This is a genomic window from Pantoea sp. JKS000250, assembly GCF_003201065.1.
GTDB lineage: Bacteria > Pseudomonadota > Gammaproteobacteria > Enterobacterales > Enterobacteriaceae > Pantoea > Pantoea vagans.
Map to the genome: position 1 here is coordinate 1,584,419 of NZ_QICZ01000001.1, position 24,668 is coordinate 1,609,086.

The window sequence follows — 24,668 nt, forward strand, 5'->3', positions numbered from 1 at the left end:
GCAGGCTTGATACCGACAGAAAATGGCTCTGAAACGCTTATCTGACGCGATTCAGCAGGCTATGAAAAATTTTTCATTAGCAGATTTGAAGGCGATCACAGAATGAAACAAAGGCTGAAAATCGGTGAGATTGCGGCGCTGAGCGGGGTCTCTATCAGCACGGTATCGCGGGTGCTGGCGGGAAAAGCGAATACCCGGCCCGCGACGCGGGACAAAGTGCTGGCCGTGGCGCAGCAGCAGGGCGTGCTGGATAACCTGCATAGCGGTCGCCTGCTGCTGAACAACCTGATGGTCTTTGCCCCGCCGCGCGCCTTTGACGTACGCAGCGACATTTTCTACTACAAGGTGATTCAGGGGATCAGCCAGGCGGTGGAGCCGCATGAGGTGCGGCTGCGCTACTGCCCGCTGGAAGAGGTGGAAAGTGATGCTGCGTTGTTTATCGACAAGATGCAGCAGACCGAAGCGGCGCTGCTGATCGGCATTGATGATGAGCATATTCATCAGCTGGCGGCGGAGATGAACAAGCCCTGCGTACTGATTAACGCCCGCGATCGCCGTATGCGCCTGCCCTCGGTCTCACCACATCATCAGCTGATTGGGGAATTCTCCGCGCGCTATCTGTTTGAGCAGGGACACCGGCAGATCCTGTCGCTGCACTGCCTGCGCCGCTACACCATGGAGCAGCGCTTACAGGGCGTACGTGACGCCTGGCACGCCATGAATCTGCGCTTTGACAGCCGCCAGCATCTGCTGACCCTGAACAGTTTCAGCAGCAATGAGGCGGCGGAGCGACTGGGTGAATATCTGCGCCACTGCCCTGACGCACTGCGCCCGACGGCGATTCTCGCCAGCGGGGATTACATCGCCGCAGGTGCCGTCACCGCGCTGGAGCAGGCCGGATTGCGGGTGCCGCAGGATATCTCAGTAATGAGCATGGACGGGTTTAACCTGGCCGCTATCCACGACATTCCGCTGACCTCGGTGCAGGTGCCACGTGATGAGCTGGGCGCCGCAGCAGTCAGAATGCTGCAGGAGATGCGGCTGAATCCCGGCACACCCACTGGCAGCCTGCTGCTGAATGGCAGGCTGGTGGTGCGCGAGTCGGTGCGCCGCATCCGCGATAATCTCAGCCATGCGCCGGTTCAGCAGCATGGCCTTTATGATTAACCCAGTGCTGATTAATCCAGCGTTTTCAGTCTCAATTCCGACGGCTGAGGCCGTCCGAACAGGAAGCCCTGGAACAGCGTACAGCCCTCATCGCGCAGCTTCGCGAACTGCTCATCGCTCTCCACGCCTTCAGCGGTAATCTGGATATCCAGACTGCGGCTCATGCCGGTAATCGCGCGGATAATCGCCAGCGCCTCGCGGCTGTCGCCCATATCGTTGATAAACGATTTGTCGATTTTGATTTTGTCGAACGGGAAGGATCGCAGATAGCTCAGCGACGAATAGCCGGTGCCGAAATCATCCAGCGCAATCTGTACGCCCAGCGCCTTGAGATTCTGCAGGGTACGGATATTCCCCAGTGAGTCATCCAGCAGCACCGATTCGGTGATCTCGACTTCCAGTCGCGCCGGATCGAGACCCGACTCTTTCAGCGCGCCTTCGACCACCGGCACCAGCGAGCTGTTTTTAAACTGCAGCGGTGAGAGGTTGACCGAGACCGACTGCTCCCCTTCCCAGCTCGCCGCTTCACGACAGGCTTCATAGAGCGCAAAAGCTCCCAGCATATGAATCAGGCCGGTCTCTTCTGCAATCGGGATGAAGTCGTTGGGCATGATCAGCCCGCGGATCGGATGATGCCAGCGCATCAGCGCCTCATAGCCAATAATCGTGCGATGATCGCCATTGGTGATGGGCTGATAGTAGAGCCGCAGATGCCCGCCGCTGATTGCATCGCGCAGATCGTTTTCAATCAGGCGGCGGCTGCGCGCCACATCATCCATCTCCAGCGTAAAGTGCTCATAGCGGTTGCGGCCATTACGCTTGGCTTCATACAGCGCCATATCCGCACAGCGCAACAGCTGCTCCGGCGTATTGGTGATGGTGGTGCTGAGCGCAATGCCTACGCTGAGCCCGACCGACAGATTATGACCCTCAACGTTAACCGGCGGACGAATCGCCTCGATCAAACGCTGCGCCACAATGCTCGCCTCCTCACTGTTCGCGACCGAGGGCAGCACGATAGCGAACTCATCGCCACCGATGCGCGCCAGCGTATCCTGATCGCGCAGCGTGTTACGCAGACGTTTAGCCACGCTGCGCAGCAACTCATCGCCAATCTGATGGCCCAGCGCATCGTTCACATTTTTGAAGTTATCCAGATCAAGGCACAGCGCGGCGGTCTGGCGCTGCGTCTGATTCGCGGTGCGCAACGCCTCACTCAGACGCTGGCGGAACAGAATGCGGTTCGGCAGGCTGGTCAGGTTGTCGTGGTGCGCCATATGGTGAATACGGGCATCGGCGGCACGCTGGTCGGTGACATCTTCCACCAGCAGCATCAGGTAGTTGCGGCGTGCATCCTGGCCATTAATCGCGGTGGCGCGGGTATGCAGAATGCGTTCGCCGCTGGCGGTCATCAGTAACTGCTCACGCTCATGCATGCCCTCACTGCGCAGTGCAACGTCCGCCAGATTGTTAAAATAATCACTGAGCTCAGGTGACATGCATTCGTGCGGACGCTTGTTGACGATCAGTGCTTTCGACAGGCCAAACAGTTGCTGAGTACGGTCATTCACCAGCAGGATCTCGCGGGTGATCGCATCTTCCACAATCACGCAGGAGGGAATATTAGCAATGATATTGTCCAGGAATTTAGATAAGGCGGTTTTCTGCGTGCTCTGGGCTTCGGCCAGATCCCGGGCGCGCAGGATCTGCTGCTCCTGCTCACGGCCTTCAGTGCGGTCGCGGGTGATCTTGGCGAAACCGATCAGCTTACCGTCATCATCATGGATCGCGTCGATGACCACATGCGCCCAGAACGCGCTGCCATCTTTACGGTAGCGCCAGCCTTCATCCTCAAAGCGGCCGGTTTTCAGCGCGATACCGAGGTTGGCTTCCGGCGTGCGGTTCAGTCGCTCCTGAGCGCTGTAAAACAGCGAGAAGTGCTGACCCACTACTTCTTCCGCTTTATACCCTTTGGCGCGCTGGGCACCGGCATTCCAGTTGACCACCACGCCGTCGACATCGAGCATATAGATGGCGTAATCGGTAACGCTCTCTACCAGCAGGCGAAAACGCTGCTCCTGTTCCCGTTGCTCACTGCGGACACGCTGCTGTTCGGTGCAGTCACGGGTGATTTTGGCGTAGCCCAGCAATTTACCCTGATCGTCACGGATCGTGTCGATCACCACATGGGCCCAGAACGCGCTGCCATCTTTGCGGTAGCGCCAGCCCTCATCTTCAAAACGGCCGGTACGATACGCAGTTTGCAGGTTCTGGCTGGGGATATGATTGAGTCGATCCTGCGCGCTGTAGAAACGGGAAAAATGCTGGCCAACAATCTCTTCCGCCACATAGCCTTTGGCCCGCTGTGCGCCGGCGTTCCAGTTCACTACGTTTCCGTCCTGATCGAGCATGTAGATGGCGTAATCGGTGACGCCCTCCACCAGCAGGCGGAAGCGCATCTCCTGTTCCCGCTCTTTGCGCTGCTGCTCCTGCTGCCGGGTGCAGTCACGGCAGACAGCAGCAAATCCTATCAGCTGAGTGGTCTCGTCGCGGATCGGATAGATGACCACGTGTGCCCAGAAGCTGCTGCCATCTTTGCGGCAGCGCCAGCCTTCGTTTTCGTAACGTCCGGTGGTGACGGCGATATCGAGTTCGCGCTGCGGCTGACCGCGACGGCGATCCTCGTCGTTGTAAAACAGGGCGGCGTGCTGTCCAATAATTTCGTCTGGCCTGTAACCAAGGACGTGCAGACCCCCACCGTTCCAGCTGGCGACAGTTCCGTCCGGTTTAAGCATGGTGATCGCGTAGTCGATCACGCTTTGTACCAGCATGCGATACATGACATCAGAGTTATTATCCATTGTTATTTGCCTGCTGATCGGTAGCCCGGTAAAGGCTTAAGAATGTTCTTAATCGCGAGCCGAGACTACAGCGGAAAAGGTCTGCGAAGACAAGCGTATTAAGAAGAATAACTAATCTTAACAGGGGAGTTATCGGCAGCGGCGAGCAAATGTTCAATGATGTGATGATCGGGATAAGCGCCTGAGCTCAGGCGTTAAGGCAGGTTTTACAGCCAGCCAGGTCAGAGCGCGAGACTGGCTCGCGCTTAATCATTTCTTGGCAGAAACGACGTTTACAGGTCCATCTGTTGCTGTAAATGCATCGCGGCAATCGGCTGCCAGATCTCGGTTAACGCGCCCTCTTTACCGGTGAACGGATCCTGTGTCGGCAACGGCACTTTTTTCACCTGCTCCTGCGCCATTTTCAGCTTCGCGGGTTCGTCGCGCAGCGTCTCAGGCGACATGCCGTGCGGATAGGCGCCAATCACCATAAAATCTTCGCTGGCGCTGACCTGCCGATGACCGACACCCGCCGGGATCAGCACCGCATCGCCTGCGCGCAGGGTGACCATCCGGCCACTGTCGCCGCCAAACAGCACTTCCGCCCAGCCTTCCGCAACCCCGAGCAGTTCATGGGTGTTGGGATGAAAGTGGGTATAGGGGAAAATCGGATAGCGCCAGGCAGGTGGCCAGCCGTTTTCGTCGAAAGTTTTTTCAAACCACGCTGCGATCTCCTCCTCTTCCGGCACCACGCGCGGCCAGATAATCAGAGGTAACGGGTTATTAGGTACGCCGCCCGACGGGATGGCGAGCATCAGATGCTGAGGATTATCAGAGGCCCCGGCCGCAAAAGTACCCGCGGCAAAGGACATCATTAATAACAGACTGGAGGATGAGGCACGCATACAGGTTCTCCGGTTTTTTTCTAAGTGTGGCAAACCCGCAGCACAATGCAATGTGCGCCAGACGACACAATTGAGATAATGGACTGATATTGCTGACTAAAGCCAAATGTGTCGTTAACAATAGGGCCAGATAGTGCCTGTACGCCTGCGGATAGCGGTTCTTACTGCGGCAAAGTGTTGCAAAATGTCAGGCGGCCCGGCACGCAGATACGGCAGCCCGATGTCCGGACACTCTTTTGATAAACTGTTATACAAAAATCGCACAGATCTGTTTCTGATATGCTTGACTGTTATCTGTTGTAATAGCTAACAGATGACAGTGAGGTAACAAATGGACGCTATTAAACAAATCCTGATTGACGAGATCGCCACGCTTAACCGCGAAGAACGTCGCGACAATTTGCCGCGCTTTAGCCTCTCGTTTCTGAAGAACCATCCCGGCCTCTGGGCCGTTATGTATCTCTGCTACGGCCTGTGCGTTGCGCTGATCTTCACCACCGAGATGCTCGGCTGGCCCGCGTTCTGGTTTGCCACCGCATTTGTGCTGGTGATGAGCGTGCTGATGCTGCTTGATATTAACCCGAAATATCGCTTTGAAGATATCGATGCGCTCGATCTGCGTGTCTGCTACAACGGTGAGTGGTATTACGTTCAGCCGGTGCGCGAACAGGCTATCTCACGCATTCTGTCGCTGCCTGAAACGCCGGAGCGGGTGAAAAGTGGTATCCAGCGTCTGCTGACGCAAAAAGGGGAAGTGGACTTTTATGATGTCTACTACCTGACCTGGGGCCACCAGGAAGCGGCACGCGTCTAATGCGCCTGCGGTTGCGCCATTAACTGACCCAGCGTTGCTATTGCCGCCTCGGCCCGACTATCCCACGGCCAGGCGGTATTCAGTCTGAAGCAGTGACTGAACTGCTCACCTGCCGAAAACAACTGCCCCGGTGCAATACTGATCCCCTGCGCCAGCGCCTGCTGGTAGAGCCGGGTAGTATTGATACTGTCCGGCAACGTCACCCAGAGAAAATAGCCGCCGCGCGCTTCGCTGACCGTCGCCTGCGGCGGCAGCACCTTCAGCAGCGCCTGACGCACCATCTGCTGTCGCTTCGCCAGTATCTGTCGCAGCCGCTTCAGATGGGTGTCGTAACGCCGCGTGGCAAGAAAGTCGGCCAGCGCCAGCTGCATCGGTGCGCTGGTCGAGAGCGTGCTCATCAGCTGCAGGCGCTGAATGCGCTGCGCATGCTGTCCCGCTGCTACCCAGCCGACGCGGAAACCCGCCACCAGCGACTTGGAAAACGAGCCACAGTGCAGCACGTTTCCCTGGCGATCCCAGGCCTTCGCGGGCAGCGGCGCAGCCTCACCCGCCCAGAGTTCGGCATAGACATCATCTTCAATCATCGGCACCTGATAACGCGCCAGCAGCGTCACCAGTTGCTGTTTGCGCTCCGGCGTTAACGTTACGCTCAGCGGATTCTGCAGCGTCGTCATCAGCCAGCAGGCTTTTACCGGCCAGCGTTGCAGCGCCTCCTCCAGCTGGATGAGATCGATGCCCTGCTTTGCATCGACCGGGATCGCCAGCGCCTTGAGCTTGAGCCGCTCAATCGCCTGCAGCGCGCCATAAAAACTCGGTTGCTCAATCACCACATAGTCGCCAGGCTCGGTCAGAGATTGCAGGCTGAGGTTCAGCGCCTCCAGTGCCCCGCTGGTGATGACAATTTCATCCGGCGACAGGGTGATGCCCTGACGCGCATAGCGCTGCGCCAGCAGCTGTCGCAGCGTAGCGTTGCCGGGTGGCAGATTGTGCAGCGCATCGGTTGGGGTCAGATGATGAGAGACGTTCGCCAGCGAGCGCATCAGCTGACGCTGCGGAAAGAGTGCCGGATCGGGGAACGCAGAGCCAAACGGCACGATGGCGGGATCGCGCGTGGCCTGCAGTACATCAAACACAAAGTCGTTGATATCGACCTGCTCACTGATCGCCACACTCAGCGGTGCAGCCGCTAAGGCACGCGGTGCCACGTAGTAACCCGACTGTGGACGCGAGACGATCCAGCCCTGACTTTCCAGCAGTTCATAGGCATGCAGCACCGTCATCAGGCTGACCCCCTGCTGCGCGACCTGCTGACGCAGCGACGGTAATCGGGTGCCCGGCAGCCAGATGCCGGCCTCTATCTGCTGCTGAATCTCATCCATCAAGCGCTGGTATTTCGCCACGGGTCGCCTCTCCTTGTTTACCGCGAGTCGTCTGACCGCGAGACTTTACCACGCACGGCGACCAATGACAGGCGGCGCGCATCGCTTATCGTCTCCGATTACGCTGATTCGGCGCTGCTCAGGCGCGTCAGATCACCGCCACCTGTGGCGTCAGGGGCTGATCGGCCTCAGTCATCGGGCTCACATTTGCCATCGCCGCTTCCGTTTCTGGCACCACAAAATTAGCCAGATCCGGCACCCGCTCAGGGGGAACCGGCTTGCCCAGCAGATAGCCCTGCAGCGTATTGCAGCCCAGGCTGGTCAGAAAGGCCTGCTGCTCAGCGGTTTCAACGCCTTCAGCCACCACTTTCAGCTGCAGCGACTGCGCCAGCGCCACAATCGCCGACACGATGGTGGCATCTTCTTTCTGATGCTGCAGCTCATTCACAAAGGCCCGGTCGATCTTAAGCTCGCTGGCCGGCAGCCGTTTCAGATAGAGCAGGCTGGAGTAGCCGGTGCCAAAGTCATCAATCGAGGCTTTCACGCCGAGCTGGGTCAGCTCGGTGAGAATACGCACGCTCTCATCGGGATCGCGCATCGCAGTGGTCTCCGTCACTTCCAGCGTCAGCAGTTCGGCCGGAATCTGATGTTTTGCCAGCGCATCCACCACCGTCTCTACCAGATTCGATTGTTCAAACTGCAGCGCCGACAGGTTCACCGCCACCGACCAGTCCGGATGGCCCTGCAGATGCCACTGGCGCAGCTGACGACAGGCTTCATGGATCACCCAGTTGCCGATGCTGACAATCATGCCGGTCTTTTCCGCCATCGGCAGGAATTTATCGGGTGACAGCAGGCCACGCTTCGGATGCTGCCAGCGCAGCAACGCCTCAAAACCGAGGATCGGGCCGCGCGGCGCACAATATTTGGGCTGATAGAACAGGCGCAGTTCGTCGTTCTCCAGCGCATGCCAGAGATCGTTATTCAGCTGAAGCTGGCTCTGCGCCTGAATGTTCATTGAGGGCTGGAAGAAGGTGTAGCCGTTGCGGCCATTATTTTTGGTGTGGTACATCGCCGCATCGGCGTTGAACATCAGTTCCCGCTCATCCACGCCATCACCGGGATAGACGGCGATACCCAGACTCAGTGAGACCACCAGTTCATAGCGTGAGATATCAAACGGGCGATCCACCGCTTTAACCAGCTTATCGGCGATGGCAGCTGCATCATTGGGATCGTCGATCTCAACCAGCAGCACAAACTCATCACCACCGAGCCGCGCCAGGGTGTAGTAGCCGGTCATCTGCTGACTCATCCGCTCGGTCACACCGACCAGCAGACTGTCGCCAATGTGATGTCCGAAGGCGTCGTTAACCGCCTTAAACCCATCGAGATCCATAAACATCAGGGCAAACTGCGTCTGCTCACGGTTCGCTTTGTTGATCGCCTGCTCCAGTCGATCCTCCAGCAGGATACGGTTCGGCAGCCGGGTCAGGTTATCGTGCAGCGCCAGCTGAGCCAGCTCGCGATTCGCTTCAGCCAGCGAACTGGCGAGAATCGAGGTACGCGCCTGCATCCGCGCATCCAGCATCGAGACCAGCAGGGTAATGCCCAGAATCGAGATGGTGACCACCGTGACCAGAATCGCCAGCCAGTTGCTGTTAACGCCCTGCCCGACCGGATGACTGTGGGTGGGAAACTCTGCTGCCATCATGCCGGTATAGTGCATGCCTGCAATCGCACAGCCCATCACCACCGAAGCGCCAATGCGCAGCAGTGTGACCCGGCCGGTCTGACCCTCACGCAGGTTAAACGCCAGCCACAGCGCCGCGCCCGAAGCGGCCAGAGCAATCACCACCGACAGCGCTACCCAGCCCCATTGCCAGACGATACCGGGCGAGAACATCAGCGCCGCCATGCCGGTGTAGTGCATCGCCGCGACACCACTGCCGAGGATCAGCGCGCCGCCCGCCAGGCGCGGCAAAGGCAGATTGCCACTGCTGCAGACCAGCCACAGTGCAAATATCGACGCGCAGACGGCAATGGCGGCGGAGAAGGCGGTAAGTCCGGCGTTGTAGCTCATGACCATCTCCATGCTCATCGACAGCATGCCGATAAAGTGCATCGCCCAGATGCCGATGCCCATGGAGAAACCGCCGCCGAACAGCCAGACCAGCGCCACTTTGCCGGTAGAATGTACCACCCGCCCCGCCATATCTAAGGCGGTAAACGAAGCCAGCATCGCGACAAGAACTGAGACGATGACGATAAAAGAGTCGTATGAGGTCGCTAACATAGTGCATTCCCGCGAAAGCCGTGCTGGTGGTTGGGCAGAGGTTTTTTAAATTTGTATGAGTTATCGGCATAGCCCGGCGGTTAATGAGCCGCGAACCCTGCCTCCTTTCCACTCATTCTGAGTGATGAAATCTATCGTCAGCTTCAGCCAGAAACCGACGACACCGGCTGCCGCAGTGCGGGAAAACTGAACGCGTCAACCCGATCCGGAGGCGTTGGCTTGCCCAGCAGATATCCCTGCAATGCATCAAAGCCTAAGCTGGTGAGCAGATGCTGCTGCTCTTCCGTCTCAACGCCTTCCGCTACCATGCGCAGGTTGAGGCTCTGCGCCAGCGTCAGCATGGCGCTGACCACGGTCGCATCTTCGCTGCCAGGTCGCAGGCAGTTGATAAAGCTGCGATCAATTTTAAGTTCACTGGCATCCAGATGCTTAAGATGCAACAGGTTGGCATAGCCGATGCCGAAGTTATCAATGGCGACGCTGACGCCTGCCTGCTGCAACTCCCGAATCCGCTGCTGGCTGAAAACAGGGTCGCGCATGGCAATCGTTTCGGTGATCTCCAGCATCAGCGCGCTCCCTGACAGCTGGTAACGCGCCAGCGTCCCGGTCAGCGTGCTGAGGAGATCACGCTGGTGAAACTGCAATGCCGAGAGATTCACCGAGACCGTCCAGTCGCTGTGTCCCTGGCTGTGCCAGATCCTTAACTGACGGCACGCCTCCTCAATCACCCAGTTGCCCAGCGCCACAATCTGACCGGTTTTTTCGGCGCGCGGCAAAAACAGCTCAGGCGTCAGCAGACCACGCTGCGGATGCTGCCAGCGCAGCAGCGCTTCAAATCCCATTAATCGTGTGCCGCCGGAACGGAATTTGGGCTGATAGAATAGCCGCATCTGCTGGCGATCGATCGCTTCCCACAGATCGTTGGCCAGCTCCAGCTGATACTGCGTTGCCGCGCTCATGGCGGGCTCAAACAGGCACCAGCCGTTTCGCCCACTGTGTTTGGTGTGGTACATCGCCGCGTCGGCATTAAACAACAGCTCCTGCCGGCTGCGGCCATGCAGTGGAAAGATCGCAATACCGGCACTGAGTGAAACGTGCAGTACATAGCGGTCAAGTTCAAACGGCGAACCGATTACTTTCACCAGTTTTTGCGCCAGCTGCCGGGCCGGGCTGATATCACACTCCGCCATCAGCACAAACTCATCTCCGCCCAGCCGCACCAGCAGCATGGTGTTACTGAGCTGACTGCGCAGCCGTTCCGCCACCGCCACCAGTAGCCGGTCACCGACGTGATGTCCCCAGGTATCATTGACCGCCTTGAAGCCGTCCAGATCCATATAGATCACGGCAAAGCGATCTTCATTCAGCGTCGCCTGTTTGATGGCGAGATCAAGCTGCTGCTCCAGCATCACCCGGTTGGGCAGCGCCGTCAGGTTGTCATGCATCGCCAGCTGACGCAGCTCCTGGTTAGCGCGATTGAGCCGGGTTGCCAGCCGCGCGGCGCGCACCTGAGCGTCCAGCATCGAACTCAGCAGGGTGATCCCCAGAATACTCAGCGTAATCAGCGAGACCCATACCGCCAGTCCCGGATTACTGACGCCGTGCGGCAGCATGGTGCTGTCGTGGCTGAACACCGCCGCCGCCATGCCCACATAGTGCATGCCTGCAATCGCGATCCCCATCACTATTGAGGCCAGCCCACGCATCAGCAGCAGATGATGGTCACCCTGCCGCAGATGAAACGCCAGCCACAGCGCCACCCCCGAGGCGACGAACGCAATCAGCACCGAGAGCGCCACCAGCATCGTATTCCACTCAGGTTGCGGATCAATCAGCAGGGCCGACATACCAAGATAGTGCATCACCACCACGCCCGCGCCCAGGATCAGCGTGCCGCGCAGCAGCCGCTGACGGGTGAGATGCAGGCCGCCAACCGTCTGGCCGAAGGCGAATATTGACGCCAGGATCGCCACCAGCAGCGAGAGGATCGTCAGCCGCGTGTCATAGCGCATCGTCATCGGCATCATCATTGCCAGCATCCCGATAAAATGCATGGCCCAGATGCCAATCCCCATTGCCGTGCCGCCCACCAGCAGCCAGAACCGCGCGCTCCAGCCATGGGAGACCGCCACCCGTCCGGCAGTGTCCAGCGCTGTAAAAGAGGCAATAAACGCCACGAGCAGCGAAACGCAGATCAGCACGCTATCCCAGGTGACAAGCAACATGTACAACTCCTCACCACCCGCAGAAAAGCAGGTGCTGTGTAAAGTCAGAAAAGTAATTTTAAAAACACCCAATGGGTGAAAGTTAATTAACTTCAGTATTTACTGGCCCTGAAGACCGGGCAAAACAGGCCCATAAACGCAGGGCCATTTGTGACCTGCATCTTATTAACCGCCTGCTGTCTCTGGCGGTAAATCGTTATTATGTCTGATTGGTACAGGAACATATCACCGAAGCAGAAAGCATACCAGAGGCCAAAAAAACAAGGGATTTTATTTTGCCGTCTCGCTTTTACGCCTTGCTGTAACTGGGTTATCGGCCAGAAAGACCATTTGATTAACGAAAAATAAACAGCCGCACTTCGCGTAACGCTTTAACTGATCTATAGTAAATAAAACTGATATAAATCATCATTCTTAAGTCTGAGATTTTTCTTAGGGCTACGGCGCTGCCGGACTTATTGTTTTTATTTCCTTACTTTGGGTTGAATCGTTAATAAACACCGGGTGAAAAAGCACTGACTCTCGATAATCCGTAAGGAAATATTATGAAACTCAAGCTTTTTCTGTTTGCCGCTGCAGGATTAACTGTTGCTGTTCCATCATTAACCCAGGCGGCTACGACCTCGGGAACCATCAATGCCACGTTAACACTGACCACCGGTTGTCTGGTAAACGGACAGTCAGCCACGGCGGGCGTTAACTTTGGTACCCTGAACTTTGGTAGCAGCGCCGCCACCTTTGATACCCTGAACGCCACCCTGGTCGGTGCAGCCGGTAACGGTATTTTTGTGCGCTGCACCACCGGTCAGGATTACAACGTGGTGGTGACCAGCAGCAATGCTGCGCCAGCCACTATCTATGGCACCGCCTCTACGTCGCCGCGTTATCTGATTCTGGGATCGAATAATGCGCAGGGTATCGCCTATACCCTCTACAGTGACGCCTCCTTCACCACGGCGATCGCCAACAATACGCCGATCGCCTCCAGTGGTACGACCGATCCGACGCGGGGAACCAACTACGCCATTTATGGCCGGGTGGTCGGCGGCGGCTTTAACCCCCTGATCCCTGCCGGAACCTATACCGATACGATCAACGTTGCCGTGAACTATTAACTGCTCTCGCAGGTAAAGAAAGGTGGTTCTCTGGCGAGCCTGCCTGACGATCGCACGCGGTCTGCCTTTGCTGATAGGGAGCGTTAACGCCTGGAGTCTGCCTACCAGCACTTTCCAGGTTACGGCGTCGATTGTGGCAGGCTGCGTGATATCCGGTACCAATACCGGCGTTTTCGGCACGCTTGATTTCGGCACGCAGTCTGGTGTGGCGACCAGCACCGTCAACGCCAGCTTCGTGCAGAGCACTTCCATTAACCTTGCCTGTACGCCAGGCACCACGCTGAGCATGAGCATCAATCAGGGCAGCAACTTCACGACGACCCGTAATCTGAAGCTGCCCAATTTCACCAATACCGTTCCCTATACGCTCTTTAGCAACGCCAGCCGCACCACGGTCATCCCGGTAAACCAGGCGGTGTCGCTGAGCTATAGCAATGCCAATAACATTACGCTGCCGATCTATGGCCAGCTACAACTGCCCGGCACTGCGCGCGCCGGCGTCTATACCGACACGCTGACCGTCACCCTGAGCTGGTGAGGTGATAGAAAACAAGGATATGATCATGAAGCCACTGCGCGCCCTGCTGCTGCTGAGTCCCACCCTGCTCTCTCCGGCCTTCGCCGCTAACTCGGTGATGATCTGGCCTATCGACCCCGCCATTAACCCTGAAGAGAAAGCCAGCGAACTCTGGCTGGAGAATCGCGGTAACAGTACGACCATGATGCAAATCCGGGTTTTCAGCTGGCAGCAGATTAACAGTCAGGAGCAGTATCAGACCCAGCAGCAGGTGGTCGCCAGCCCACCGATGGTGCGGATGGAGCCGGGCCAGAAACAGCTGGTCAGGCTGATTAAACAGACGCCCCCGGCGACTGGTAAAGAGCTGGCCTATCGGGTGGTGCTGGATGAGATCCCGACGCCGAACAATCCTGGCGAGAATCAGGCCGGGCTGACCTTTCAGATGCGCTATTCGGTGCCGCTTTTTGTGTATGGTACCGGGCTCTCCACCGACAGCGCCCGCCCTGCTCTGCGCTGGCAACAGGTCAGCGAGGGCGGCAAGCGCTGGCTTCAGCTGACCAACAGCGGCAACGGCCACGCCCGGCTCAGCAATGTGGCGATTGGCGGTCGCAAACTGGGCGAAGGCTTATACGGCTATGTGCTGGCAGACAGCACGCATCGCTGGCCGCTCACCTCGCCAGTGGGGGGCGAACTTACCGCTGACGTGAACAAAAGCCAGTGGCGCAGCGCTGCTCAGAAGTAAGCGCTGAATGAGACCCTTTTCCCTGCATCCCTGCGCGCTGGCGGTGGCCAGCGTGATTTACGCGCTTACGCCGGATCCTTTGCTGGCGGAGACTTACTCATCCCTGCCCCCGCCGCCCAGCCTGCAGAGCACCGGCAGCGGTCAGCGTTATATGCTGGAGCTGGTGATTAACCAGCAGGCGAACAGCAACATTGTGGCGGTGGAGCAGCGCGACGGTCATTTCTGGCTGCGCAGCGGCGATCTGCAGCGTGCCGGTCTGCCATCGGATAAGCTGGGCCAGCAGCCAGAGGTTGATGTCAGCAGCCTGCCATCCATCAGCGTGGAGTATGACGCTGCGCGGCAGCGCCTGCTGCTGACCGTGCCGCCTGACTGGCTGCCCGGTCAGGTCATTGGTGAGGCAAAGAACGGGCCGCGCTATCCAGGCCGCACCAGCAGTGGTGCGCTGATTAACTACGATCTTTATGCCAGCCGCACCGATAACAGCGGCACCCGCCTTGCCGCCGGACATGAACTGCGGATGTTTGGTGATACCGGACACGTCTCCACTAACGGAGTCTGGCAGCAACAGCTGGAAGGCAGTAAGACTTATCAGAACGATGGCTACATCCGCTACGACAGCTGGTGGAGCAATGAAGATGAGAACACGGCGGTAAGCTGGCGGGTTGGCGATCTGGTCACCGATTCGCTGGCGTGGAGCAGCAGCGTGCGGCTTGGCGGCATCCGCGTCGGCCGCGACTTCAGCGTCCGTCCCGATCTGGTGACCTATCCGCTGCCCGCTTTTTCCGGCCAGGCCGCCGTTCCCTCCACCGTTGATCTCTTTATCAACGGCTATCGTTCCAGCCAGGAAAATGTGCAGCCAGGCCCCTGGTCGATGACCAATGTGCCGTTTGTTAACGGCGCGGGTGACGCGGTGATCACCACCACCGATGCGGTGGGCCGTCGCGTCACTACCACCATGCCGTTTTACGTCTCCAGTAATCTGCTGAAGTCGGGCCTGTCGGATTATGCCTTTTCCGCTGGCGCGATCCGCGAGAACTACGGCATAAAAAACTTCGATTATGGGCAGGCCGCCGCCAGCGGTTCTTACCGATATGGCATGACCGACTGGCTGACGCTGGAGAGTCACGCTGAAGGCAGCGAAAGCCTGGCGATGGGCGGGCTGGGCGGTCAGTTGCGCGTCGGCAGCTGGGGCGTGGTCAACGGCGCGGTAGCGCAGAGTCAGCTTGAGGGCGAGAGCGGCAGGCAATACAGCTGGGGTTATCAGTACAACAACAGCTGGTTCAATATCGGCACGCAGCAGACCCAGCGCAGCAGCGACTTCGGCAATCTGGCGCTGGTCGGCAGCCGTGCCGGAAGCCAGGCGGATAGTCGTTACGCGCTGTCGCGCCGGAGTGCGCAGTACAGCGCCAGCGTCTCGCTGAACCAGTTTGGCAGCGTCGGTGCCGCTTTCATCGATATCACCGACGGCCAGGGCGACCGCACCCGCCTGTGGAACCTCTCATGGAGTAAAAACCTGTGGGGTAACAGCAGCCTCTATGTCTCTGCCAGCCGCGATCAGCAGGAGAAGAGCTGGACCGGTGCCCTCTCGCTGGTGATCCCGTTTGGTGAACAGGGCAGCGCGGCCATCAGCACCGAACGCGATCAGCGCGGTCGCGACAGCCAGCGTATCTACGCCTCCAGCGCCATGCCCAGCGACGGCGGGTTCGCCTGGGATGCCTCATGGGCGAATCAGAGCGGTGACAGCGGCGATTATCGTCAGGGCAGTCTGCGCTATCGCAATAACCAGATTGATACCTCCGGCGGTTTTTATGGCGATGATGACAACCTCACGCAATGGGCCGATCTCTCCGGTGCGCTGGTGTTAATGGATAACAGCGTCTTTGCCGCTAACGCCATCAACGACGCCTTTGTGCTGGTGAAAACAAGCTATCCCGACGTGAACGTGCGCTACGAAAATCAGTCGATGGGACGCACCAATCAACAGGGCTATCTGCTGGTGCCCGCCATCAGCAGCTACTATCCGGCCAAATATGATATCGACACCCTCGACCTGCCCGCCGATATGACCACGCCGCGGGTTGAGCAGCGCTTCGCGGTGAAACGTCAGAGCGGCTACCTGCTCAATTTCCCGGTGGAGAAACTGCGCGCCGCCAGTGTGATCCTGGTCGATGCGCAAGGCCAGCCGCTGCCGGTCTCAAGCCTGGTGCAGCGTCCTGACCATCCCACCGGATATGTCGGCTGGGATGGCATCGTCTGGATGGAAGATCTTACCGCCAGCAATCCGATCGAGGTAGTGACGCCAGATGGTCGCCGCTGCGAAACCGAATTGCATATCGCCAGCGGTCAGCCGCAGGCGCTGAAAACCTATGGCCCTCTGACCTGCGCGCTGCCGACTCCTGTTGCAGGCAGCGCTGCCGCGCCTGCTGAACCTTTTACGTCCGGAAATCCACTATGATGAGATCGCTGTTACTGGCTGGCCTGTTGCTGCTACTGCCGTCACTGAGCTACGCCGCCTGTACCCTGCCCGCCTCCACGGCAAGCTTTGGTTCGGTCACCACCTTTGTGGCGAATACCACCGTCAGCTCGGTCACCACCAACGCCAACGTCAACTGTGGCTCCGGCTCGTCGCTGTCGCTGCTCGGCAATAACCAGATAACCTTTCAGCTGACCGGCGCAACCACTGTCAGCGGCACGCGCGGCATCCTCAAGCGTAGCGGTGACACCGGCAGCGATAATGTGCCGGTGCAACTCTGCACCGACAGTGCCTGCGCCACCGAACTGACCATCGGTGGCACGCCCTTTGTCTATGGATCGCAGACTCTGATCAACCTGGCGGGTTTGCTGGGCAGCCTCAACTTTGCCATTCCGGTCTATCTGCGCACCGTTCCCGGTCAGGTGGTTGCCGCCGGAACCTATCAGGTGACGCTGAACATGGCGGTGACTTATCGCATCTGCACCAGCGTCGGCGTGGGCAATCTCTGCTTAAGTGAGCAGACCGGCAGCGGCGTAATCCCGATTAACATCACCGCTATCCTGACCAATGACTGCACGACGATTACCTCACCCAATATCAGCTTTGGCAGCGCGCCGCTGGTGGGCAGCTTTTCCACCGTCTCGCAGACCATCAACGTATTGTGCAGTAAAGGCAGCACCTATACCGTCGGACTGAGCAATGGCAGCTATGCGGTAAGCAGCGTCAGGAATATGGCGAGCGGGACGAATCGGCTGAGCTATGAGATTTATAAAAGTACCACCAGCAATCGCTGGGGCCCGGCAGGTACGGAACGCTGGAGCAGTACCACCTCGACGGCGGTATCTACGGATGGACTGACGCGCGGCTTTAACTACACCGCGCGCATCCTGACCACGCAGAACACGCCGCCTGCCGGTAACTACAGCGACAGCGTGGTGGTCGATTTGTCTTTTTAAAGGGAAGCGCTGGCCGGCGTCGCGCTGTGGCGCAACTGATACTGTTTCACCATCCGGCCAATCAACAGTGTACCGATCAGCCCGCAGACGGCAGCAAAGGTCAGCCAGACGCCCGGCATCGCCTTATCACCGGTGGCGTGGATCAGATAGCTGGAGATGGCAGGCGTGAAGCCGCCAAACAGCGCCGTCGCCAGACTGTAGGCCATAGAGAAACCGGCGGCGCGCACCTCAGCAGGCATAATCTCCGCCAGATACACCACCATCGCCCCGTTGTAACTCGCATAAAGAAACGACAGCCACAGTTCCGCTTCCAGCAGATGAGCAAAGCTGGCCGATCCCACCAGCCAGTGCAACACCGGCCAGGTGGTCACAATCATCAGCAGGGTAAAAATGATCAGCAGCGGACGGCGACCGACGCGGTCCGACAGCGCGCCCATCAGCGGCAGCCAGAACAGGTTTGAGACACCCACGCAGAGGGTGACCAGAAATGCCTGCTTATCGCTCATCATCAGCACGGTTTTACCAAAGGTCGGGGTAAAGGCAGTGATCATGTAGAACATCACCGTGGTAGTGACCACCATCAGCATGCCCGCCAGCACCAGCGCCCAGTTGCTGGCAACTGACCGCATGATTTCCGTCATGCTCGGGTGATGTTTACGTTTGCTGAACGCTTCGGTCTCTTCCAGCATCCGGCGAATGTAGAACAGGAAAGGCACAATCAGGCAGCCGACCACAAACGGGATACGCCAGCCCCACTCCGTCACCGCCTCTTTCGCCAGCAGATGATTGAGCATCAGGCCCAGCAGGGCGGCAAAAATCACCGCAATCTGCTGACTGCCCGACTGCCAGCTGACGAAAAAGCCTTTGCGACCTTTCGGCGCGACTTCCGCCAGATAGACCGATACGCCACCCAGCTCGACGCCTGCAGAGAAGCCCTGCAACAGGCGTCCCAGCAGAATCAGAATCGGTGCCGCCGCGCCCAGCGTGGCGTAGCCTGGCACCAGCGCAATGGTCAGGGTACCTATCGCCATTAAGCCCAGCGTCAGTAATAAGCCTTTACGACGACCATGATGGTCGATGTAGGCACCCAGAATGATCGCCCCCAGCGGGCGCATCAGGAAGCCGGCACCAAAGGTCATCAGGGTGAGCATCAGGGAAGCAAACGGGTCATCACCGGGAAAGAAGGTTTTGGCGATGGCGGTGGCGTAATAGCCAAACACCATAAAATCGTACATCTCCAGAAAGTTACCACTGGTGACGTTAAAGATGGTTCGGGCAGCACTTTTCGGCGGATTTTGTAAAGACGGGGTGTGACTCATAACGGCTTCCTGTTGTTTTTTAGCCGTTTTAGCCTGCCTGAGGCGAGATTAATGTGACCTGGCTCACCATTGCACTTTACAATTCTGTGTACATAAGTAACAACCAATTAACAATTCAGATCAGCCAGCATAAGTGATCCGCCAGGCGGCTGATCTGCCTGATTTTATCTGGCTGAAGAGTCGCCATAAAAAAAAGCGACCTTAACAGTCGCCTTTTCATGTTGCCGGATAACCCGCTATTTCTTCACGGTTTCCATGCCCATCAGGCCGATTTTCAGGTAGCCCGCCGTGCGCAGCTTATCCATGACGCTCATCAGCGTTTCATAATCTACCGACTTGTCAGCCTGGAAGAAAATGGTGGTCTCTTTGTTGCCCTGCGTCTGGCTGGTCAGTACATTCACCAGCGAGTCCGGGGTGACCTGATCGTTACCCACGTAAAGCTGTTTATCTGCTTTAATCGACAGATAGACCGGCTTTTCCGGACGCGGTTGCGGCGCGCTGGTGGAAGCAGGCAGATTAACGCGCACATCGACCGTAGCCAGTGGCGCGGCCACCATAAAGATGATCAGCAGCACCAGCATGACGTCGATAAACGGCGTCACGTTGATCTCATGCATTTCACCATCGGTTTCCAGATCGTCGTTTAATCGCATGGCCATAACAACTTACCCTAAGCGCAGTTTCTGGGCGGTCGCAGGACGCGGAACCTCTGTGGCGACGGTGCCCAGATCGATATCACGACTCTGCAGCAGCATCACCTGCGCGGCGACATCACCCAGCGAGGCTTTGTAGTTGGCAATCATGCGGGCAAAAACGTTATAGATGACGACGGCCGGGATCGCAGCAACCAGACCAATCGCGGTCGCCAGCAGCGCTTCGGCAATACCCGGTGCCACCACCGCAAGGTTGGTGGTCTGGGTTTTCGCGATGCCGATAAAGCTGTTCATGATGCCCCAGACGGTGCCGAACAGGCCGATAAACGGAGCGACAGACCCGATGGTCGCCAGGAAACCGTTGCCACGACCCGCATGGCGGCTGAAGGCGGCTACGCGGCGCTCAAGGCGGAAACTGGTGCGATCTTTAATGCCATTGGTATCTTCCACGCCAGCCGACAGTTCAAGTTCATTCTGCGCATCGTTCAACAGCACCACAGAGTGGCTGTGCCCGGTAAACGTCTGGGCAATGCGGGCGGCGTCATTCAGATTGCGGGCTTCGCCCAGTGCCAGTTGCTCACGCTTCAGGCGACGCTTAGCCGCGCTGAGTTCGGCATATTTGCCGAAGAAGATCGCCCAGGTCACCACTGAGGCCAATAACAGGCCAATCATGACCACCTTTACCACGATATCGGCATGTTGATACATGCCCCAAACGGAGAGGTCCGTTTGCATCAAATCACTGGCTACCACGCTGCTTCTCCAACTTCTGATTCAGGGATGCGAAACAAGCGCAAATAATAGCAAAACGGCGGCGAATTGATAGTCGTTCTCATTACTATTTACAAAGCTGATCCGCGTTATTGACCTGCTGTTGAGCAGGTTCAGGCACGGTTTGTGAGGATGTTTCTAAAATGTGAAGCCGCATGAAAATTTATTAAAACAACGTTTCAAAATGTGATGGAATTCATTCAATCAGCATTGCTGCATTTTACTCAGACACGTTTTCACTATGCTGGCTCCTTACGGCCCTCTGCGGTTAGCCCTGACCGCAGGCCGTCTTACCTCTGCGGGAGACAATATAATGAGAATGATGAGAACATGCGTGGCCAGTGCCCTGGCGGCGATGATAGCGAGCGCCACCGCCACGGCACAGGTGATTAAAGTGGCTGAAGTGCAGCCTGCCGGTTATCCCACTGTGGTCGCTCTGCAACATATGGGCGACAAACTGAAACAGGCCACCGATGGACGGCTGGAGATGAAGCTCTACGCCGGTGGCGTGCTGGGTGATGAAGATCAGACGCTGCAACAGGTGCAGCTGGGGGCTATCGATATGATCCGCGTCTCGCTGGCCCCGGTCACCTCGATTGCCCCAGAAACCAGCGTGCTGACCCTGCCCTACATTTTCCGCGACGTTAATCATATGCACAACGTGCTGGATGGCGATATAGGCCGCGAGATTGCCGACAAATTCGATAACGATCCCAACGCCCGCATGGTGTTCCTGGGCTGGACTGATGCCGGTGAGCGCAACATGATCACCAAGAAGCCACTGGTGAAGCCGGACGATCTCAGGGGCATGAAAATCCGGGTGCAGAACAGCGCCATCTCGCTGGCAACCCTGAAAGCGATGGGCGCCAATCCGGTGGCGATGGGCGTCAGTGAAGTGTTCAGTGCGATGCAGACCGGCGTGGTTGATGGCACCGAAAACAACCCACCTACCTTCGTCGCCCATAACTATATGCCGGTCGCGAAGTATTACACCCTCAGCGGCCACTTTATCCAGCCAGAGATGATCCTGTTTTCAAAACGCGCCTGGGATCGCCTGAAGCCCGACGATCAGGCCCTGCTGAAAAAGCTTGGCAAAGAGGCACAGGATGAGGAGCGCCAGCTCTGGGCGACCTATACCGAAGAGTCGATCGCCAAAATGAAGGCGGGCGGCGTCACCTTCCAGCAGACCGACCGCGACTTTTTCGTCAAAGCGACTCAGCCGGTACGCGATCAGTTTGGCGGCAAATATCAGGATCTGATGACCCGTATCGCTGAGGTGAAATAACCCTCCCCGCGCCACGCTGCCGTGTGGCGTACTTAATCAGGTATCAATTATGTCTGCTTATACGCGTCTGATGGATGGGCTTTATCTGCTCTGCATGCTGGTGGCCGCCGTGGCGCTGTTGATCATGGTGACGGTGATCCCGATTGGGATCTTCGCCCGTTACGTGATGAACGGCGCGCTCTCGTGGCCAGAGCCGGTTGCCATTATCTGCATGATTATTTTTACCTTTATTGGCGCGCCGGTGGGTCTGCGCGCCGGAACCCATATCTGCGTGTCGATGGTCACTGACCGCCTGTCGCCTGCCCGGCAGCGCCTGATGCTGCGCGTCAGCGATCTGTTGATGATCGTCACCTGTCTGGTGATCTTCCAGGCCAGTTACAGCCTGTGCGAAGCGATGTGGGTGCAGACCCTCGCCTCACTTCCGGCGGTGACCTACGGCGAGATGTATCTGCCGATCCCGATTGGCGCAATTTTCACCCTGCTGTTTGTTATTGAGCGCCTGCTGAGCGGCGATCAGAGCCAGCGGCCGATTGTCACGCTGGGCGGCACCCACTAACGCGGAGCAGAAAAATGGATGCATTGATCTTGATAGGCAGTTTGCTGGTGTTGCTGATGGTGGGTTTTCCGGTCGCCTTTGCGGTGGGACTGAGCGCCTTTATCGGAGCCTGGTGGATCGATCTGCCGCTGGAAGCGGTGGTGATTCAGGTGACCAACGGGATTAACAAATTTTCGCTGCTGACCATTCCGTTCTTTATCCTCGCTGGCGCGATTATGGCAGAGGGCGGTATTGCCCGTCGTCTAGTCAACTTCGCCTATATCTTTGTCGGCTTTATTCGCGGCGGACTGTCGCTGGTTAATATCGTCGCTTCAACCTTTTTTGGCGCTATCTCCGGGTCGTCGGTAGCCGATACCGCCTCGATTGGTTCGGTGATGATTCCGCAGATGGAGGAGAAAGGCTATCCGCGTGACTTTGCGGCGGCCGTAACCGCCAGCGGCTCCGTTCAGGCGGTGCTGACGCCCCCCAGCCACAACTCGGTGATTTACTCGCTGGCGACCGGCGGCATGGTGACTATCTCCTCGCTGTTTGTCGCCGGGATCTTTCCTGGCCTGCTGCTGGGGGCCTGCCTGATGGTGATGTGTCTGGGCTTTGCCCGTAAGCGCGGCTACCCCAAAGGCGAGCGTATTCCGTTTCGTCAGGCGCTGAAGATTTTCTTCGACGCGTTCTGGGGGCTGTTTACCGTCGTGATCATCATGGGGGGGATCCTCTCCGGCATCTTTACCGCCTCGGAGTCCGCTGCGATTGCCTGTATCTGGGCGTTCTTCGTCACCATGTTTATCTATCGCGACTTTAAATGGAGTCAGCTGCATATCCTGCTGTTCCGCACCATTAAAACCGTCACCATCGTAATGGTGCTGATCGCTTTCGCGGCCGGGTTTGGCGCGGTAATGACCTTTATGCAGCTGCCAACCATTATTACCGAAGCGTTCACCAGCTTCTCCGATAACAAATATGTGATCCTGATGTGTATCAACATCCTGCTGCTGGTGGTGGGCACGCTGATGGATATGGCGCCGCTGATTCTGATCCTGACGCCGGTGCTGCTGCCGGTAGCCACCGCGCTGGGGGTCGATCCGGTTCACTTTGGCATGATCATGCTGACGAACCTGGGCATCGGGCTGATTACGCCGCCGGTCGGCACCGTGCTGTTTGTGGCCAGCGCGGTGAGTAAGCAGAAGATTGAGCAGGTCGTCGGGGCGATGCTGCCGTTCTACGGCATGCTGTTCCTGGTGCTGATGCTGATTACCTATATTCCCGCCATTTCACTCTGGTTACCGCGCCTGATGGGCGTGATGTAAGGCAATGAAAACCGGCCCGCTCGCGGGCCGGTTTTTTTCCTGCGACGCACTCTGATAATCACCATTGAGTCTCAACCCTGCTGGCCGTTTCGTGATAACGTGAGAACTTAGTCTGAAGCGGTAAAGGCGACTCATGACCACCAGAAAAATTGATACCACGCTCGTTAGTGCAGGACGCAGCAAGCGTTATACCCAGGGCTCGGTGAACAGCGTCATTCAGCGCGCCTCTTCGCTGGTTTTTGATACGGTTGCGGAGAAGAAACGCGCCACCGCCGGTCGGGCAAAAGGCGAACTCTTTTATGGCCGTCGCGGCACCCTGACGCACTTTGCGCTACAGGATGCGATGACCGAGCTGGAAGGCGGTGCGGGCTGTGTGCTCTATCCCTGCGGCGCGGCTGCCGTGGCAAACGCGATTCTGGCGTTTGTCGAGGCGGGCGACCACGTACTGATGAGCGGTGCGGTCTATGAACCGACGCAGGACTTCTGTACTAAAATTCTCGCTAAGCTGCAGGTTTCCACGGGCTGGTTCGATCACTGCATCGGCAGTGAAATCGGTGAGCTGGTGCAACCCAACACCCGTGTTGTCTTCCTGGAGTCGCCCGCTTCAATCACGATGGAAGTTCAGGATATTCCGGCGATTGTGGCAGCGGTACGCGCTAAAGCGCCCGAGGCGATCATCATGATCGACAACACCTGGGCGGCCGGTATTCTGTTTGACGCGCTGGCGCACGGCATCGACATCTCGATTCAGGCTGGCACCAAATATCTGATTGGTCACAGCGATGCGATGATCGGCACGGCGGTCGCCAATGCACGCTGTATCGACCAGCTGCGTGAGAACTCTTATCTGATGGGCCAGATGGTGGATGCCGATACCGCCTACATGGCGAGCCGCGGTCTGCGTACACTGGGCACCCGTCTGCGTCAGCATGAAGAGAGCGCAATTCAGGTGGCTGAGTGGCTGGCGGCGCGCCCGGAAGTGGCACGTGTCAATCACCCGGCGCTGGCGCAAAGCAAAGGTCATGCATTCTGGCAGCGCGATTTTAACGGCAGCAGCGGCCTGTTCTCGTTCATCCTGCAGGAAAAATTAGACGCGCCCCAACTGGCGGAATATCTCGATCACTTCCATCATTTCAGCATGGCTTACTCCTGGGGCGGCTATGAATCGCTGATCCTGGCGAATCAGCCGGAAGAGCTGGCTGAGATTCGACCGGCGGGCGGTGTGGATTTCACCGGCACGCTGGTGCGGCTGCACATTGGTCTGGAGCACGTTGATGATCTGCTGGCTGACCTGGAGGCCGGTTTTGCGCGCCTGACGCGCTAAGTCAGATAAACAGAAAGTAAACAGAAGATA

At 57.8% G+C, this 24,668-nt stretch carries 19 protein-coding genes; 11 read left to right on the top strand and 8 right to left on the bottom strand.

Going from position 1 to position 24,668, the window contains the following annotated elements; all coding sequences use genetic code 11:
- Positions 1 to 102 precede the first annotated feature (102 nt).
- Positions 103 to 1,167, top strand: a complete 1,065-nt coding sequence (locus tag BY447_RS07570; RefSeq protein ID WP_061063350.1) for a LacI family DNA-binding transcriptional regulator — start codon at positions 103 to 105, stop codon at positions 1,165 to 1,167.
- An 11-nt stretch (positions 1,168 to 1,178) separates the two neighbouring features.
- On the opposite strand, the gene BY447_RS07575 is transcribed toward BY447_RS07570, so the two are convergent.
- Both BY447_RS07575 and BY447_RS07580 read right to left on the bottom strand, forming a co-directional pair.
- A complete protein-coding gene (locus BY447_RS07575) occupies positions 1,179 to 4,028 on the bottom strand; it encodes an EAL domain-containing protein (RefSeq protein WP_110330882.1) in 2,850 nt (949 codons plus the stop codon).
- A gap of 272 nt (positions 4,029 to 4,300) precedes the next feature.
- Positions 4,301 to 4,912 (bottom strand): cupin domain-containing protein, encoded by a 612-nt coding sequence (locus BY447_RS07580; protein WP_110330883.1) that lies wholly within the window; start codon positions 4,910 to 4,912, stop codon positions 4,301 to 4,303.
- Positions 4,913 to 5,243: 331 nt separating this feature from the next.
- On the opposite strand from BY447_RS07580, the gene BY447_RS07585 reads away from it, so the two are divergent.
- Positions 5,244 to 5,726 (top strand): YlaC family protein, encoded by a 483-nt coding sequence (locus BY447_RS07585; protein ID WP_013359026.1) that lies wholly within the window; start codon positions 5,244 to 5,246, stop codon positions 5,724 to 5,726.
- On the opposite strand, the gene BY447_RS07590 is transcribed toward BY447_RS07585, so the two are convergent.
- From BY447_RS07590 to BY447_RS07600, 3 genes are all read right to left on the bottom strand, one after another.
- Positions 5,723 to 7,126 (bottom strand): PLP-dependent aminotransferase family protein, encoded by a 1,404-nt coding sequence (locus BY447_RS07590; RefSeq protein WP_110330884.1) that lies wholly within the window; start codon positions 7,124 to 7,126, stop codon positions 5,723 to 5,725. The genes BY447_RS07585 and BY447_RS07590 overlap by 4 nt on opposite strands.
- Before the next feature lie 127 nt (positions 7,127 to 7,253).
- On the bottom strand, positions 7,254 to 9,401 hold the full coding sequence (locus tag BY447_RS07595) for a putative bifunctional diguanylate cyclase/phosphodiesterase (RefSeq protein ID WP_110330885.1): 2,148 nt from the start codon (positions 9,399 to 9,401) through the stop codon (positions 7,254 to 7,256).
- Between the two features lie 143 nt (positions 9,402 to 9,544).
- Positions 9,545 to 11,626, bottom strand: a complete 2,082-nt coding sequence (locus BY447_RS07600; protein ID WP_110330886.1) for a putative bifunctional diguanylate cyclase/phosphodiesterase — start codon at positions 11,624 to 11,626, stop codon at positions 9,545 to 9,547.
- 545 nt (positions 11,627 to 12,171) lie between these two features.
- Here BY447_RS07600 and BY447_RS07605 point away from each other — a divergent pair.
- From BY447_RS07605 to BY447_RS07625, 5 genes are read left to right on the top strand one after another with little or no spacing between them, the layout of a single operon-like run.
- Entirely contained in the window at positions 12,172 to 12,741 is a 570-nt protein-coding gene (locus BY447_RS07605; protein ID WP_013359030.1) for a spore coat protein U domain-containing protein, read from the top strand.
- Between the two features lie 22 nt (positions 12,742 to 12,763).
- Positions 12,764 to 13,279 carry a spore coat U domain-containing protein gene (locus BY447_RS07610; protein ID WP_013359031.1) on the top strand — a complete coding sequence of 172 codons (516 nt, stop codon included), beginning with the start codon at positions 12,764 to 12,766 and terminating at the stop codon, positions 13,277 to 13,279.
- A gap of 25 nt (positions 13,280 to 13,304) precedes the next feature.
- Positions 13,305 to 14,000, top strand: a complete 696-nt coding sequence (locus BY447_RS07615; RefSeq protein ID WP_110330887.1) for a molecular chaperone — start codon at positions 13,305 to 13,307, stop codon at positions 13,998 to 14,000.
- A 7-nt stretch (positions 14,001 to 14,007) separates the two neighbouring features.
- Positions 14,008 to 16,455 carry a fimbria/pilus outer membrane usher protein gene (locus BY447_RS07620; RefSeq protein ID WP_110330888.1) on the top strand — a complete coding sequence of 816 codons (2,448 nt, stop codon included), beginning with the start codon at positions 14,008 to 14,010 and terminating at the stop codon, positions 16,453 to 16,455.
- Positions 16,452 to 17,429 carry a spore coat U domain-containing protein gene (locus BY447_RS07625; RefSeq protein ID WP_013359034.1) on the top strand — a complete coding sequence of 326 codons (978 nt, stop codon included), beginning with the start codon at positions 16,452 to 16,454 and terminating at the stop codon, positions 17,427 to 17,429. Before BY447_RS07620 ends, BY447_RS07625 begins: the two co-directional genes overlap by 4 nt.
- Here BY447_RS07625 and BY447_RS07630 read toward each other — a convergent pair.
- The 3 genes from BY447_RS07630 to exbB all read right to left on the bottom strand — a co-directional run bounded on the left by BY447_RS07630 (position 17,426) and on the right by exbB (position 20,136).
- Positions 17,426 to 18,748 carry an MFS transporter gene (locus BY447_RS07630; protein ID WP_110330889.1) on the bottom strand — a complete coding sequence of 441 codons (1,323 nt, stop codon included), beginning with the start codon at positions 18,746 to 18,748 and terminating at the stop codon, positions 17,426 to 17,428. The two genes, BY447_RS07625 and BY447_RS07630, sit on opposite strands and share 4 nt — an antisense overlap.
- A 236-nt stretch (positions 18,749 to 18,984) precedes the next feature.
- Positions 18,985 to 19,407: a TonB system transport protein ExbD gene (gene exbD / locus BY447_RS07635; protein WP_013359036.1), complete on the bottom strand. Its 423-nt coding sequence runs from the start codon at positions 19,405 to 19,407 to the stop codon at positions 18,985 to 18,987.
- 6 nt (positions 19,408 to 19,413) lie between these two features.
- Complete coding sequence (gene exbB, locus BY447_RS07640; RefSeq protein WP_197061516.1) at positions 19,414 to 20,136, bottom strand: tol-pal system-associated acyl-CoA thioesterase; 723 nt, start codon at positions 20,134 to 20,136, stop codon at positions 19,414 to 19,416.
- A 358-nt stretch (positions 20,137 to 20,494) separates the two neighbouring features.
- On the opposite strand from exbB, the gene BY447_RS07645 reads away from it, so the two are divergent.
- The 4 genes from BY447_RS07645 to metC all read left to right on the top strand — a co-directional run bounded on the left by BY447_RS07645 (position 20,495) and on the right by metC (position 24,638).
- Positions 20,495 to 21,457, top strand: coding sequence for a TRAP transporter substrate-binding protein (locus BY447_RS07645; protein ID WP_416376690.1), 963 nt, complete (start codon positions 20,495 to 20,497; stop codon positions 21,455 to 21,457).
- 49 nt (positions 21,458 to 21,506) lie between these two features.
- On the top strand, positions 21,507 to 22,013 hold the full coding sequence (locus BY447_RS07650) for a TRAP transporter small permease (RefSeq protein ID WP_013359039.1): 507 nt from the start codon (positions 21,507 to 21,509) through the stop codon (positions 22,011 to 22,013).
- A gap of 14 nt (positions 22,014 to 22,027) precedes the next feature.
- Positions 22,028 to 23,314, top strand: coding sequence for a TRAP transporter large permease (locus BY447_RS07655; protein ID WP_110330891.1), 1,287 nt, complete (start codon positions 22,028 to 22,030; stop codon positions 23,312 to 23,314).
- Between the two features lie 133 nt (positions 23,315 to 23,447).
- The gene (metC, locus tag BY447_RS07660) at positions 23,448 to 24,638 is read left to right on the top strand and encodes a cystathionine beta-lyase (protein ID WP_110330892.1); all 1,191 of its coding nucleotides are present in this window, start codon (positions 23,448 to 23,450) and stop codon (positions 24,636 to 24,638) included.
- Positions 24,639 to 24,668 lie beyond the last annotated feature (30 nt).